General features: G+C 60.3%; 14 protein-coding genes. 11 read left to right on the top strand and 3 right to left on the bottom strand.

Going from position 1 to position 14,709, the window contains the following annotated elements; translation table 11 throughout:
• Window positions 1–554 precede the first annotated feature (554 nt).
• From BSZ35_RS08090 to BSZ35_RS08065, 6 genes are all read left to right on the top strand, one after another.
• Window positions 555–1,472, top strand: a complete 918-nt coding sequence (locus BSZ35_RS08090; RefSeq protein WP_105011958.1) for an AAA family ATPase — start codon at window positions 555–557, stop codon at window positions 1,470–1,472.
• A gap of 100 nt (window positions 1,473–1,572) precedes the next feature.
• Window positions 1,573–2,538, top strand: a complete 966-nt coding sequence (locus BSZ35_RS08085) for a ParB/RepB/Spo0J family partition protein (protein ID WP_105011957.1) — start codon at window positions 1,573–1,575, stop codon at window positions 2,536–2,538.
• Window positions 2,539–2,605: 67 nt separating this feature from the next.
• Entirely contained in the window at window positions 2,606–3,280 is a 675-nt protein-coding gene (locus BSZ35_RS08080; protein ID WP_181149240.1) for a DUF5683 domain-containing protein, read from the top strand.
• 415 nt (window positions 3,281–3,695) lie between these two features.
• Window positions 3,696–5,003 carry an aminotransferase class I/II-fold pyridoxal phosphate-dependent enzyme gene (locus BSZ35_RS08075; RefSeq protein WP_105011956.1) on the top strand — a complete coding sequence of 436 codons (1,308 nt, stop codon included), beginning with the start codon at window positions 3,696–3,698 and terminating at the stop codon, window positions 5,001–5,003.
• Window positions 5,004–5,356: 353 nt separating this feature from the next.
• Window positions 5,357–6,520: a hypothetical protein gene (locus BSZ35_RS08070; RefSeq protein ID WP_258096147.1), complete on the top strand. Its 1,164-nt coding sequence runs from the start codon at window positions 5,357–5,359 to the stop codon at window positions 6,518–6,520.
• A gap of 75 nt (window positions 6,521–6,595) precedes the next feature.
• Window positions 6,596–7,306: a YjjG family noncanonical pyrimidine nucleotidase gene (locus BSZ35_RS08065; RefSeq protein WP_105011955.1), complete on the top strand. Its 711-nt coding sequence runs from the start codon at window positions 6,596–6,598 to the stop codon at window positions 7,304–7,306.
• Here BSZ35_RS08065 and BSZ35_RS08060 read toward each other — a convergent pair.
• Window positions 7,303–7,929, bottom strand: a complete 627-nt coding sequence (locus BSZ35_RS08060) for a rhomboid family intramembrane serine protease (RefSeq protein WP_105011954.1) — start codon at window positions 7,927–7,929, stop codon at window positions 7,303–7,305. The genes BSZ35_RS08065 and BSZ35_RS08060 overlap by 4 nt on opposite strands.
• 1,012 nt (window positions 7,930–8,941) lie before the next feature.
• Here BSZ35_RS08060 and BSZ35_RS08055 point away from each other — a divergent pair.
• Window positions 8,942–10,048: a hypothetical protein gene (locus BSZ35_RS08055; protein WP_105011953.1), complete on the top strand. Its 1,107-nt coding sequence runs from the start codon at window positions 8,942–8,944 to the stop codon at window positions 10,046–10,048.
• Between the two features lie 51 nt (window positions 10,049–10,099).
• On the opposite strand, the gene BSZ35_RS08050 is transcribed toward BSZ35_RS08055, so the two are convergent.
• Together BSZ35_RS08050 and BSZ35_RS08045 are read right to left on the bottom strand one after the other, a co-directional pair.
• Entirely contained in the window at window positions 10,100–10,681 is a 582-nt protein-coding gene (locus BSZ35_RS08050) for an EF-hand domain-containing protein (protein ID WP_219846612.1), read from the bottom strand.
• Window positions 10,682–10,860: 179 nt separating this feature from the next.
• Window positions 10,861–11,301 (bottom strand): DUF6567 family protein, encoded by a 441-nt coding sequence (locus BSZ35_RS08045; protein WP_219846611.1) that lies wholly within the window; start codon window positions 11,299–11,301, stop codon window positions 10,861–10,863.
• A 664-nt stretch (window positions 11,302–11,965) separates the two neighbouring features.
• On the opposite strand from BSZ35_RS08045, the gene BSZ35_RS08040 reads away from it, so the two are divergent.
• The 4 genes from BSZ35_RS08040 to BSZ35_RS08020 all read left to right on the top strand — a co-directional run bounded on the left by BSZ35_RS08040 (window position 11,966) and on the right by BSZ35_RS08020 (window position 14,687).
• Entirely contained in the window at window positions 11,966–12,655 is a 690-nt protein-coding gene (locus BSZ35_RS08040) for a hypothetical protein (RefSeq protein WP_146110034.1), read from the top strand.
• 153 nt (window positions 12,656–12,808) lie between these two features.
• Entirely contained in the window at window positions 12,809–13,234 is a 426-nt protein-coding gene (locus BSZ35_RS08035) for a hypothetical protein (protein WP_105011950.1), read from the top strand.
• Complete coding sequence (locus BSZ35_RS08030; protein WP_105011949.1) at window positions 13,231–13,641, top strand: hypothetical protein; 411 nt, start codon at window positions 13,231–13,233, stop codon at window positions 13,639–13,641. Before BSZ35_RS08035 ends, BSZ35_RS08030 begins: the two co-directional genes overlap by 4 nt.
• A gap of 734 nt (window positions 13,642–14,375) precedes the next feature.
• On the top strand, window positions 14,376–14,687 hold the full coding sequence (locus BSZ35_RS08020) for a GIY-YIG nuclease family protein (protein ID WP_105011947.1): 312 nt from the start codon (window positions 14,376–14,378) through the stop codon (window positions 14,685–14,687).
• Window positions 14,688–14,709 lie beyond the last annotated feature (22 nt).

Here is a 14,709-nt window from a genome sequence, read left to right as displayed (position 1 = left end):
CAGTGACGCGAGAGAAAACGAGAGGATCCAGAACCGAACCGGCGCAGGGGACTGGAGACATCGGGGGGCGTTATGCGTGCCGCGTGTTTCCGTCTCTCAAGTCGGACGAGTTCCGAGGCGAGGAAACGACAACATTCGGTGGGGAGGGGGACCAACCTACAAAAGACAACCGTCCCCGCGCTCCGAATTGCCAAACGCCCAACGCTCAACGTAGACACATTAGCCCGAACACGTCCCGGCGGGCACCGGTTCACCTTTACGGTCGAGTACTGGGACCGATATTGCCCAACCAGCCGATGATGTCAAACCCTGCGGTCGAACGAGTGATCCGGCGGCAGGTCCCGTGCGAAGAGGGCATGACCCCCGCCCGTTCCGGTGGACATTGACGCACGCGGTTCCGTAAATTGCATTCTGATTCACGGGCGACTTGACGCTCTGCTCCCGTTATCGTAAGCAGACACGAGACCCCCTCAGTCCGCTGATCGATGGGAGTTGCAGCGACGATTTTGTAGGGACGATTCGGCCGGTTCCTTCCTCAAAGAGCGAGTACACCTATGGGCAAAGTCATTGCCATTGCAAACCAGAAGGGAGGCGTCGGGAAAACCACGACGGCCATCAACCTGGCGGCCTCCCTGGCCGCCACCGAACATTCCACGTTGCTCCTCGACATCGACCCACAGGCCAACTGCACCTCCGGCGTTGGTTTGGAGGCCGAGGAGATTGAGGCGTCTATCTATGAGGTGCTCATTGGAGAGGTGCCGGCCAGCGAGGCGGTGATTACGACCGAGATGCCGTTTCTCGACGTGATCCCGAGCCACATCAACCTCGTTGGGGCCGAGATCGAGATGATCGACGAGATGCAGCGGGAGAAGATTTTGAGCAACCGGCTTCCGCGGGTCCGGCGGAAGTACGATTTCGTTGTTGTCGACTGCCCGCCGTCGCTCGGGTTGCTGACGCTCAACTCGCTCACGGCAGCCAACTCCGTCCTGATTCCGGTGCAAGCGGAGTACTTTGCGCTGGAAGGGCTCGGGCAGCTGCTCAACACCATCAAGATCGTACGTCAGCACCTGAACCCCGACCTGGAAATCGAAGGCGTGCTGCTCACGATGTTCGACACGCGCCTGCGCCTGTCGAACCAGGTCGCTCAGGAGGTGCGCCGGTACTTTGACGAGAAGGTGTTCGAGACCATCATCCAGCGGAATGTGCGGCTCTCGGAGGCGCCCAGTTTTGGCAAGCCCGCCCTCCTGTACGAGGCCTCCAGCAAGGGCGCGAAAAACTACATGGCCCTGGCCCGCGAAATTTTAGAGCACAACCAGGAGTTTCTGGAGCAGCACCACACCAACGGCGAGGAGGAGACGGAGGAGGCTTCTGGAACGTCCGACGGGGACGGCAGCGTCTCCGAAGAGATCGGCAATGAGTCGTCCGAGCCCGAAGAGGGATCCACAACGCCGGCAGACGACTTCTCTCTGTAGATCCGTGAGGCGGCTGCGTGCCGCGTGAGGGGATGCTTGTTGAGACTTCGCCTCACGCGGCACGCGTCAACGTACTCCCCATCCTTGACGCCTACTCAGTATGGCTGACAATTCCGCACTTGGCAAAGGACTGAACGCGCTCATTCCCTCCGAGGAACAGGAGCAAGACGCCGACCAGGCGGAGGGGGGCGAGGACGTGTCCGAGAGCCAGCTCTATCAGTTTGAGGACGGCACCCGGATGCTGGGGCGCGTGGCGGAGGTGGCCATTGAGCGCATTCGACCGAATCCGTACCAGCCGCGTCAGGAATTCAAGGAGGAGGCGCTCGACGAGCTCGCCGCCTCCATTGAAGAACTTGGCGTGATTCAACCCATTACGGTTCGGGCGCTCGGCGACGGCCAGTTCGAGATCATTTCGGGAGAGCGGCGACTGCGGGCCGCCCGCCGCGCGGGCATCGAACGGCTGCCGGCCTTTATCCGAAAGGCCAGCTCTGAGGAAATGCTGGAGATGGCGCTGGTGGAAAATGTTCAGCGGGAGGAGCTGAATCCGATTGAGGTGGCCCTCGGGTACCAGCGACTCATGGAGGAGTGTGGGCTCACGCAGGAGGAGGTGTCCGAGAAGGTGAGCAAGAGCCGGGCGACGGTTTCCAATTTCCTTCGCCTGTTGCGTCTCCCGCCCCGCGTGCAGGCAGCCCTGCGCGACAAGGAGGTCGCCATGGGACACGCCCGCGCCCTCATTGCGATGGACGACGAAGAGGCCCAGGTCGCCCTTCTGGAGGAGACCATCGAGGAGGACCTGTCGGTGCGAGAGGTGGAGCAACGGGCGCGCCACTGGCACGAGGAGCAGGGCGATGACGCCGACGACGAGGAGGACGAGACCTCCCCCTCTACCTCGGCCGCGCCGGACCGCGACGAGCTTCAGCTCGACGACTATCGAAGCAAGCTCCGCTCTCGCTTTAGCACGCAGGTGCAGATTACCCACAAGAAGGACGGAGAGGGGAGCATCGAAATCTCGTACTACTCCGAGGAGGATCTCGAACGCCTCGTCGAACTGATGATGGGAGACTAACGGGAGGCGGGCGGGTTCTGTCTGTGTCCGTGTCTCTGGTCGATTTCGGGTCCCCGACCGTTGTGCCATGTCTGTACGTCGCGTTTTGCATATCGCCGTCGCGTTGCTCCTCGTACTGGGGATTGGCCTCGGCGGAGGTACGAAGAGCCACGCCCAGCCCGACAGCGTTCGCGCCGAGATTCTCAAGGCCAAAGGCTTCTCGCCTGACCATTCGCCCCCAAACGCCCTGTGGCGGGCGGCGGCCGTGCCGGGATGGGGCCAGCTCTACAACCGCCAGTATCTGAAACTCCCCTTTGTGTACGCGGGCTTCGCTGCGCTGGGGGCACGGGTGTACCGGGCGCACCGACGGTACAAGTTGTTTCAGCGTGCCCACCTCTACGGCATTCAGGAGAAGGACGTGCAGGAAGGAAACCGCCAGACCAACGAGTACCAGCGCTACGAAGGGCAGTATCAGGAGGTGAAAGATTTCGTCGGAGCCCAGCCGGAGTCGAACCAGTGGCGGCTGCAAGAGCTTCGAAACCAGCGCGACCAGTTTCGCCGGAAGCGAGACCTTTCGATTTTGGGCACTGGACTCTTCTACGCCCTCACCGTGCTGGACGCCTACGTGAGTGCCCACCTGCTCACGTTCGACGTGGGAGAGGAGTTGTCCCTCCGTGTACACCCGACGGTGGATCCCCGGACGGCCCCCGTGTTCGGATCGGCCGTCACTGGCGCCGAGATGCGCGTTCGGCTCCGGTTCTGACGACCCGACGGCCTCGCGTCGCGTATGGAAAATATATGAAGCCGAGCGAGAGGCCAGAGGACAGATCCACCGAAAACGAGACGACGCGGGCGTGTGGACGGCCTATGGATGTGAAAGGCCTCACAAAATGCGGCTGATTCGGGACGGAAGCCCTTCCAAGAACAGAAACGTCAAAGGTTCGGAGGACACGCGCGCGACCCAAAGCGTACATAGGCAGTCCATTTTGCGAGCAACCGCGTGACCTTGCTCCATTGCGGCGATGTCCCCCGGCAGTTGGCGTGTTACCTTCGTCGAAGTCGCCGCGACTATCTATAGAAGGGAGGACTAGATCCCTGCTGTTTTGGGTCGGACCAGTGGCGGCAATTGACGTCTTGGCCGGCCCGTACGTGCGCTTACGCATCACGTCCCTGCATACATGATGACTGATCAGAAGCGGCCTCACGAGTTTGTGCACACCGAAGAGGTGGAGACGGACACCCTCGATGAGCCGTCCCTTTTCGAAAAGTGTCACCGTTTCTTCGATCCCACCAACGACTATGCGAAGGTGAAGCAAGCGGATCTGTATCCGTATTTTCGACCCATCGAATACAGTGAAGGCTCGCGGGCCGTCATGGATGGGGATGAGGTCATCATGGCGGGGTCAAACAATTACCTCGGCCTTACCTCCGATCCGCGTGTGCAGGAGGCTGCGAAGGACGCGATCGACAAGTACGGGACCGGGTGCACGGGCAGCCGCTTCTTGAACGGCACGCTCGACCTTCACCTGGAGTTGGAGCACCGGCTGGCGGAGTTTATGGGAAAGGACAAGGCGGTCCTGTTTTCCACCGGCTACATGACGAACGAGGGGGTGCTGCAGTCGATTGCCGGGCGGAACGACATTATCTTTTCCGACAAAGACAACCACGCCTGCATCGTCGCGGGAACGCAGGCCAGTCTGGCAGAGACGCGCCGCTACCAGCACAACGACATGGAGCACCTGCGTGGCATGCTGGAGCGGGCGCACGAGGAAAAGCCGGACGCCGGCAAACTGATTGCCACCGACGGCGTCTTCTCCATGAGCGGCAAGATTGCCCAGGTGCCGGAGCTGTTGGAGCTGGCAGAGGAGTTCGACGCGGCGCTCATGCTGGATGATGCCCACGCCATCGGGGTCATTGGACCGGGCGGACACGGCTCCGCCTCCACGTTCGGACTTGAGGACGAGGTGGACCTGATTACGGGCACCTTCTCGAAAAGCTTTTCGTCCATTGGTGGGTTCTGCGTCGGCGACAAAGACGTGGTCGAATACATTCGGCACGAGGCCTCCACCCACATCTTTAGTGCCTCCATGCCACCGTCCACGGTGGCGACCGTGCTGAAATGCCTCGACATTCTTGAGAATGAGCCCGAGCGGCTGGAGCGTCTCTGGGAGATTTCGGACTACATGCGCGAGGGCTTCCGTGCGCTCGGCTTCGACGTGTGGGAGAGTGAGACGCCCATCATCCCGGTGGTGGTGGGGGACATGGAGCAGTGCTTCCGGTTCTGGCGCGATCTGCTCGCCGAGGGCGTCTTCGTGAACGCCGTGGTGCCGCCCGCCGTCCCGAAGGGGCAGTCGCTGATGCGCACCTCGTACATGGCCACGCACTCCGACGACGAACTCGATCAGATTTTGGAGGCCTTCGGCCGGGTCGGGAAGAAGCATGGCGTCATCGGCACCAACGGCCACGGCACGCCGCCGGTAGAATAGAGGGCGAACCGCCCGGCCGGCCGGTGCGTACGCACGCCGTTGGTCCCCGTCAGCGGTCGGGGGCTTGGGGAGCAGGCTCCGACTATGGGACGCTTAGAACCTGTTTTCATTTACGCCCGTCTCCACATCCGATGCCGATATTTTCGTAGACCAAAAGCACATCGGAGTGTATACGCCTGCATCCCCGGCGGGGAGGAACGGGTCCGCACTCGTAGCGTCCTGCCGAACTCACAGCGTGTGAAATTAAAACAGCTTCTTAGAGTCCCAGAGCGGACCTCGTTTCAGGCTGTGCTTCCACGTGGTCGGGGACAACGGCTTTTTCTGTGTCTCTCACTCTGTTTGTTCGCGTCCGTATGTCCACCGCGACTGCTACTGCCGATGTCACCATTCGTCCCGTCGAGGGGACGCGAGATCGGGGGCGGTTCGTCGACGTGCCCTACGACTTTTATCCGGGGCGCTATCCGAACTGGGTCCCGCCCCTCCGCCGCGACGTGAAACAGACGCTCGACCCGTCGGACAACGCCTTCTTCGAACACGGGGACATGCAGTTGTTCTTGGCCGAGGATGCCTCCGGCGCGGCCGTGGGACGCATCGCTGGCATCGTGAACGGGATGCACCTCCGGACCTACGACGATGATACGGGCTTCTTTGGCTTCTTCGAGTGCGTGGACGACTACGCCGTGGCCGAGGCGCTTCTGGATGCCGCTACCGACTGGCTTCGGGCACAGGGGCTTGAGCGCGTTCGCGGTCCGGCCAATCCGTCCCTCAACGATACCGCGGGTCTGCTGGTAGACGGCTTCGACCGGGAGCCCTCGATCCTCATGCCGTACAACCCGCCGTATCACGAAGACTTCCTGGAGCGCTACGGCTTTGAGCGTAGCATGACCATGTGGGCCTACTACGTCCACAAGAAGTACTGCGAGTTTGAGCGGCTGGAGCGCGGGGCCGAGCTGGTCAAACGCCGCACGCCGGGCCTATCGGTCCGGTCCCTCAATATCGATCAGTTTGAGGAAGAGGCCCGCATCATCCGCGAGATTTACAACGACGCCTGGGCCGAGAACTGGGGCTTCGTGCCCATCACGGAGAACGAGTTTTTGCAACTGGCGGAGGAGATGGAGCAAATCGTGGAGCCGGAACTCGTCTACTTCGTCGAGCACGAGGGGCGACCCGTCGGCTTCTCCATTGCCCTTCCCAACATCAATCAGGCGCTTCGGCACGTGTCCGACGGTCGGCTCTTTCCCCTTGGCCTGCCGAAGTTGTTGCTGCACATGAGCTACAGCGTCTACGAGTGTCGCATGCCGCTGATGGGCATCCGGCAGGACTTCCAGGGCAAGGGGCTCGACAGTCTGCTCGTGCTCGCCACCATCCAGAACGGTCCCCCCAACGGCTTTGACGCGTGCGAGATGAGCTGGGTGCTCGATAGCAACGCGCGCCTCAAGAATCACGTCGAGTCCATCGGCGGCGTGAAGGACAAGGAATACGCTATGTTTGAAAAATCAATTTCGAGTGTCGAGTAGCGAATTTTGAATCTGCCCTCAGCGGCGTGTTCATACCACAATTTGCAATTCGACACTCGCCAGTTGCCATTGCCTATGGACGTTTCGTTTGTATACTTCGATCTTGACGACACCCTGCTCGATCACACACACGCCGAGCGGGAGGCGTTGTCGGACCTGCGTGATCGGTACCTAGAGATCTTCGGGACCCTTTCGGTCGAGGAGTTGCAGGAGCAGTACCACGCCATCAATGCCCCGCTCTGGCGCCGGTACGCCGACGGCGAGATCGATAAAACCACCGTGCAGGGACAGCGCTTCGAGCGGTTGCTGGACGCCGTGGGGGCGTCGCACGCCAATCCGGCCCTCGTGGGACGGTACTACATGCAGCGCTACGCGGAGCACTGGCAGTTCATTCCCGGCGCGCGGGAGGCGTTTGAGACGATTGCCGACCGCCGGCCGGTGGGAGTCATGACGAACGGCTTTGCTGAGGTGCAGGCACAGAAGCTCGACACCTTCCCGGTGTTGCAGGAGCAGGCCGACGCCGTGGTGGTTTGTGAGGAGGCCGGCACGCTAAAGCCAGACCCCAAGGCATTCGTGCACGCGACCGAAAAGGCCAACGTCGACCCCGACAACGTGCTCTACGTCGGCGACTCGTACCGGTCGGACGTCAAGGGCGCACAGAATGCGGGCTGGCGGGTGGCGTGGTTTGCCCCCGAGGGCACGAACGGTCATTCCCCCAATGAGCAGGGCTTTGTCTTTGAGGATTGGGAGACGCTTACGAATCGCTTCCAAGGGAGCGCGCGCTAACCGATTAGGGTTTGCATCTCTCGAAGAAACGCGTTAATCGGTCGCGGGTAGTCGAGGAGAATGGTGATCACGACGCCGCCCAGCGCCCCGCCGAGGTGCGCCTCGTGGGCAATTCCCCCGGCATGCCCCCCGTTGCCGAGTGCGTACACCGATACGGCGACGTAAAGGACGGCAAAGAGAATCGCCGGCATCGGAATCACCATCATCACCCCTAACATCGTCAGCGGGGCGTAGAGGCAAAACGCAAACAGCACTCCACTGATGGCCCCAGACGCGCCCACCGCTGCGTAGTGCGAGTCGGTGCGGTGGTACAGATAGGTCAGCCCGTGCGCCGTCATCTCCGATCCAAAATAGAGAATGAGAAAGGCGCCGGCCCCCAGAATCCGTTCCAGTAGTGGCCCGAAGAAGTACAGCGTGATCATGTTGAACGCCAGGTGCGCCCCGCCCGCGTGCACGAAGCCCGCTGTGAGGAACCGATAGTACTCCCCGCGTTCACGGATGCGAGCGGGCCGGAACGACAGCTCGTCGATCAATGAGAAGTCGACGAGGAGAGCATATCCGCTGATGGCTCCGTTGAGCAGCAGCAGCGCGAGGGTGATGGGCGATTGCAGCAGTGCGTCCATGAGGCGGAGTCAAAATTGGTAACGGGTGCGTCCCCGGTTCAACGCAAGAAGCGGCTTGGGGCAACGGTGGGGCCGCGGGGACTGTGAATCGGCCAAACGGCATCTCTCAATTCGTCGTCTCTTGCCTTCCGTTTTTCGCAGCTCCTCGGGAGGAAACCGAATGCGACGGTCGAAACAGATTTTTGTGGCGCAGTCTTCCCGGGCAATGCGGACAAGCAGGGAATGATTCGTGCTTCGAGGGCACGGAGATCGATCCGCACCGATCCGGCGCGGGCCCGACACGAGTCCCATTCCCCCGAACACCGACCAAGATACGTCACTCCGGGAATACCCTCATCTGCTAGATACGATACCAACGCCGGAAGCCCTATTCCGGCAGGACGCAGGCGTCCGTAGCGCCGTTGGAGTGTCGGATTGTGAGATTGCCCGCCGGACGAGGGAGAGGCCACCTGTGTAGCGTCGTTGGACTCCAACGACGCTACACAGAGGATATTGACCTTTGTAGAAAACGACCGATCCAGTGTCACGGCATGTCGGTCCTGCTCTTAGAGACTGTTTTGATTTTTGATCGGGTTGAGAATCGACGAGATATTTCGCAGGAATTGGAGGGCCGTCCGTTGCTCAGAAGGAGCTCCTGTTGGATCCCGACGATCTGCAGTCGTCGCGCTCTGCCTGAACTGTCATCGTGTGAAATCAAAACAGTCTCTTAATCTCGTAACGGCACAGTCCAACGGCGCTTCTGGTGCCCTCCGTGACGGCGCCGACGATACGAGAGGGGGGCGTATTGCACCGCCGTGCCTTTCACTGGAGGTCTTCGGTATAAATCCGGCAAGTGCATTCGGCATAAGAGATCTCTCTTACGATAAAATGAAACGACGGGCGAAAGGGACGGAAGAATACAACGATTACGTGAAGCAAAGAAAGTGGTTTGGCATCCTGGTATGCTTCTAGCAGGTATTAAGTACGTAGAAATGCCTACGTTCTTTTCTGCGCATCGTCCTTTCCCCATGTCATGTCTACGAGCGATGCCCCTAGAAGTACCCCGACTTTTCTTGAACGTCCGACCGAGCGGGACCTCGATCGAGTCACGGCTGCGATCCGTTCGACCGGTCGGGAGCATGGGATTCCGTCCCGAGTCCTTGACCGCTATCAGCAGTGGATTTTTCTCTTCGCCGGATGGTGTCTGAAGACCGCTCCGGGGAGCATTTCCCGAGAGCGAATAGGAGATTTCTGGGCCGCATTGAGTGAGCATCCGGAGACGGGAACGGCCCGTATCTGCGAGGCAATGGATGCGCTTGGATTTTTCTTCGGTCGCCTTCAGAAGGCGGCCCGGTCTCTGTTCCTGCCTGGAGGGACCAATGGACCGCAGGGGGAAAAGAAGACCAACTCGAATGCGGAAAGGGCAGAGGGATTTGTTCATCCGAATCCGAGTCTTCAGGCTGAGGGCTCCACGGAGGCCCGTCCGGACGGGACCGCAGCTCCTTCCGATCGGGAGTTGAGCCGACATCTTCCGAGCGGCACGCTTCCGGAGGACGCGGATGCACGCTCCGAAATCCCGACCCGTCCCGGCCCGCGGGCTGAACGACCGCCCAAAGAGTCGAAGGACACGCGCCCGAATGCCTCGTCCCAAGGGGACGACAGCCCGGGGAGATTGGGAGGGACGCTTTTTCATCCGGAGGCAGAGGAGACGACGTGCGCCTCCGATTCGTCCAGGCCTCCTGCGACGTCCAGCGATGGGGAGGAACTTCCAGCAGAGACGGCCGGACCGGGAGCCCAGCAGGGCGAGCACCAACGGGACGGGCGAGCAGAAGACAACATCGAACACGCCGCACAAAACGAGGAAGCGCCGAACGCCAATGCGGACCGGGTGCCCGTGCACATCCCCCGCTCGGTAGCCGATCAGCTTCAGCACGCCGCCCGTCGGCTTGGCCTCCCGCCGTCCGTGTTTGCGGCGCGCGCCATCGAGCTGGTCTGCGGCGACGTGGTGGGGGGAGAACGCGGAGACGCGGCCGACGCCGGCTCCCCACTTGAGCGGTATCAGGTTCAACTCGATCTGCTTCGACTACAAAAGGAGCAGACGGACACCCTGGAAGGGGGGCCGTCCATGCCCGTGGGATAGACGCATCAAGGGGGACGTCGGCGAGACGCTGCCCGCCGGGAGGCCGCTCATCTACTGCATCAAGCCGTAGAGCGAATTGCCCGGCGCGTCTGCGTCGTTGGAGAGATAAAACTCCTTCGTCGCCTCCACGAGATCCTCCTCCGTCAGGTGGCCGTCATCGTTGCGGTCAAGACGGTCGAAGGCCTCATCGCTGCCGTCGGCGCCCCACGCGTCGAGCCATTCGGTATACTCCTCTTCCGTCACTTCGCCGTTGCCTGTGGTGTCGATGGTGTGAAACGTCACCGTTGCCGCTTGCTCCAGACTTTCGATCATCTGGGCCTGTTCCTCCTCCGTGCCCTCTTCGACGGAGGCTTGGATGGCCTCCCAGAACCGATCCCACTCCTGTCGGCTCACACGGCCGTCGTCGTTCACGTCGGCGGTGGCGGAGAGCTGGTTCCACCAGCCGAGCATCTGGGCCCGCAGTACCTCCCGGTTCTCGTCCGAAAGGTCCCGCGTGTCGGCCAGACGTTCCGCCTGGATTTCAAAATCTTCTTCCTCAATAAAACCGTCCTCGTCGTGGTCGATCAGGTCGAAGTAGTGGTGCGATTTTTGGCGTTGGAGGTGTCCGAGCATCGAGTGGAAGGATCGGTTCAAAAGAGGCGGTGACGATGGGCCCACAGGTGCTGGATCGACGACGAATCTCCGGGCGGACACACGTTTCGTACGTGTGTCAAACATCAGTATGTAGATAACCACGCTCGCGGATGAATGAAAGGCAGTCCAGGAGCGTTACTCAAACTGAGCAATTGGGCCCTTTCGGCGATGGGGCGATGTCACTCGATGAACTCCACCACGTCGGCTCGCACCGTGACGGTCGGTTGCGTATAGACGATCAAATTGAGGGCACTGACGTCGTACCGGACGTTGATCAGGGCCAGCGAGCGTCCCTCGGCGTTCTCGGTCTGGGTCTCAACATTCGCCCACAGGTTTTCGAGGGCGGTTTTGTAGAGTGAATCATCGCCGCTGACTTTTGCGACGGCTACAGCCGTGGTCGACGGCCCGAGGCCGCCGCTGATGCCGAGGAGGTACCCCGCGGTCGCTGTGCCCTCGACGTTCGTCGCGACGATTTCGTAGTTGTCATTTTGAAGTTGAACGTCCGTCAGGTGTCCGGAAAAGAAGGCCCCGGATGAAAAGCAGCCGGTAAGGGATCCGGCGAGGACGACGAGCAGCAGGAAGCGGAACGGAGCCGAGGCGATGCTGAAAAAGCGAGTCATGGGAAAAGGGAACAGGATGAGAAGGACGCGTGAGAGTTGAATAGTCCACTGCCAAGGCACGCACGTGCGCGCTCCGGAGGGACTTGGGCAGAGCATACCTCAAAATCAGATGCCCCGCATGCGCATAGGGGCGTTTTTGCAGCAGTGCCGGAGGCGAACGCGCGCATTTCTTTCGACGCATGAGGAGGGTGCACTGTGGTGCACCTCAGTCCGGCGTGGGGGAGCCCGCCGGGGGGATGATTTTGCCGATGCGCATCCCTACGTTTTACCACCCCTCTACAGCATTTCGTACGATCCGCACGTCCGCGCATGAGCGCCCCGCCCGTCGACGCTTTTATCGAGCGCTGGACATCCTCCGGAAGCCTACCAGCACGTTCTCGATCATGTGAAGCCGGAGAGGAAAACGAACAGAGAAGATCGAACCGCGAAGAACTGGTGGCTATTTCGACGCTCTGGGGAGAAGCTACGCGACGCTTTAAATGGCCTTGATCGATTTATTGGGACAACCCGAACTTCGAAGCACAGGGTGTTTCAATTTATCGACGATGGCATTCGAACTGAAAGCAACGTGGTAGTAGTTGCATTGGACGATGCCTATTACCTCGGTGTGCTCTCAAGTCGTATTCACGTTACTTGGGCTCTGGCAGCAGGAAGGTCAATGGGAGTGGGGAATGATCCACGCTATTTTGCGACTCAGTGCTTCGATCCCTTTCCCTTCCCGACCGCAACCGAAGACCAGACGGCCACGATCCGCGAGCTGGGCGCACAGCTGGACCGGCACCGAAAAGAGCGCCTGGAGCATAACGACGACCTGACGATGACCGCCCTCTACAACGTGCTGAAAAAGGAGCGCCGGGGTGAGGATTTAGACGAGGAGGAGCGCGAGATCCACGAGAAGGGGCTGGTCGGCGTCCTCAAAGAACTGCACGACGAACTCGATGCCGCCGTGGCCCGCGCCTACGGCTGGGCCCCCGGCCTGCCGGAGGAAGAGATTCTACAGAACCTCGTCGACCTGAATGCGGAGCGGCGGGCCGAGGAAGAAGAGGGCCACGTCCGCTATCTGCGTCCGGAGTACCAGGCGCCCGAGACCGTCGAGACGCAGGCCGAGCTCGAACTCGACGTGCAAATCGGAGGAGACGGCGCCCCCGCCGAGCCCCTCGACTGGCCGGGCGACCTCAAAACCCGCGCCCAGGCCGTCCGCGCCGTCATGACGCACGCCGACGAGCCCCTCACCACCGAACAGGTCGCCCAACACTTCCATAGAGCCCGCCGGAGCGACGTGCAGGACCTGCTGGAGACGCTGGCGGCGCTGGGGCACGTGGAGGCCACCGACGATGGGGCGTACGCGACGTAAATGATACCACACTCCTGACTCGGCCTAACTCTTCCGACTGAAGTCTGTCAGTGACGTTACAGAGCGCGGTAGAAATGTGTCTGGTGAATAGCACCGGTCTCTTCGGGGACGATCCTGGCTCTACGAGAACACTGATTCGACTCGCTTGCTGTAATGGATCTCGCCGATCTCCTTACAAAGCTTCCATTCTACGCGAACGTCGGGTCGGTGCTGGGTTTTCTCATCACAGTTTGGGCAGCCGTAACGCAGTTGCGTACGCGACGACGATATCTACTTCTTCTTCGCGGTCCCGATCTTGTCGCTGAGCTTGAAGATTACGGGAGCAAAATTAACAGGTACGAAGACCTGTCCGAAAAGGAGCGAAAAACTGTTTTGAGAGGTTGCCGTTCAACATTGGGAAGCTTATCGAAGCACCTTGATTGGTCAACGTGGCTACCCGTGGCTTTCCTCTGGGGGACGCTGTGGAGAAAATGGGACCGGGCGATCGTAGAAGAAGCCGACGATATCTACGCGCGAGTTCAGGCAGTGATCAATCAGATCAATAATCTGATTCTTGAACAGAAGGCGGAGCAGGTATGAAACTCACGAGCAAATACCCAACGTCACAAAAGCAGCTCGATATCGTTCTGAACTTGAACCAATTGACGAAGAAAGAACGAATCGAGTGGGAACCGGCTGATCGGGAGAGAGCAGAAAACCAAGTTCGCTCAGTTCCAGTCTATGAGTCGGTGTGGAAGGATCATCACGTGCGGATTTTGCATGGAGACCCGCCCCTGGAAAAAAGCGATGTTCGAATTGACGAAGAGCCAAATTCGTACTGGATTCAGATTATCGGCACAGACGACGGCGAGATTGTAATTCCTCCAATGCCGGCTGTCGAGGATTTGGTCGATACAATCGAGCGGAAGGCCGGGTTGAATCCCCAGGAGGTAAATGATCCCGAGACATTGAACAACTTCAATAGGCTCCTGGAGGAGGAATTGTAAAGTCGCCCGAGTCATCCGCTGGTCGTTCGTTTTTTTAAAACACTCTGTCCCCCTCGACTGGTCCTCGGACCTTACCGATTCGTGAAGAGGTCCTCCCCAACGGTCTCGGCTGCGACGTTGCACGGTCCCCAACTTGCGAAGAGTCAGATTCCTGCAGATTTACGAATCGGTGAGACCCGCGCCCAGGCGGTGCGAGCGAGCTCATCAGAGATGGGCATGACCCACGCGGACGAGCCGCTCACCGTCGAACAGGTCGCTCAGCACTTCCATAGAGCCCGCCGGGCCGACGTGCAGGACCAGGCGACCGTGCATAACGACCGTAGAGACGGTGCTCGCTGGAAAGGCAATTGCAGAGTGCAGTTGTGCACGCCCGCCAGAGACGCTGGCCGCGCTGGAGAGTTTGCTCTCCTCAGGCACGTGGCCGGGACGTACGCGACGTAAGCCCGTGGGAAAAGGGGGAGGGAGCACGACGGAGGCAGACTGGCAGATCCCACTGCCACCCAGCACCCCGTCGCACCAAACTTGATTTGGTGCCTATCCATCAGTACGGTTTGGCCCCTCCCCTCAGATGGATGGGTCCCAAATCAAGTTTGGGACGACAAACGTGTAGCGCATTTCTTGCCGGTGGGACATACATCAGTGGTTTGGGTTTTTCCTCTGGACCAACGTTATGCCCACCGGAGCGGATGTGTCATTGAGATGCACGGTTCAGCTCTCGATGATACCTTGCTTTCATGTCCAACTCCAAGAGCGGCTTCGTGTACATTCTGGCCAGCAAGCCGAACGGCACGCTGTACATCGGCGTCACCAGCGATATTGTGAAGCGCATCCACCAGCACCGCACCGGTGAGGGCTCGGAATTTGTTGACGAGTACGATGTACACCGCCTCGTCCACCTCGAACGCTTCGATGACATCGAGAAGGCCTTTCGCCGCGAAAAGCAACTCAAGGCCTGGAAACGCGAGTGGAAGCTGGAGTTGATCCGCGATCACAATCCGACGTGGCGGGACCTGTACGAGGACGCCAGCCGGACGCACGTCTCGTAGGGTTCCGCACACAGGCGGCTGA

Origin of the sequence: Salinibacter sp. 10B (assembly GCF_002954405.1) — a bacterium.
In the GTDB taxonomy this organism is placed as follows: domain Bacteria; phylum Bacteroidota; class Rhodothermia; order Rhodothermales; family Salinibacteraceae; genus Salinibacter.
This window is presented reverse-complemented; position numbering and strand designations above follow the sequence as displayed.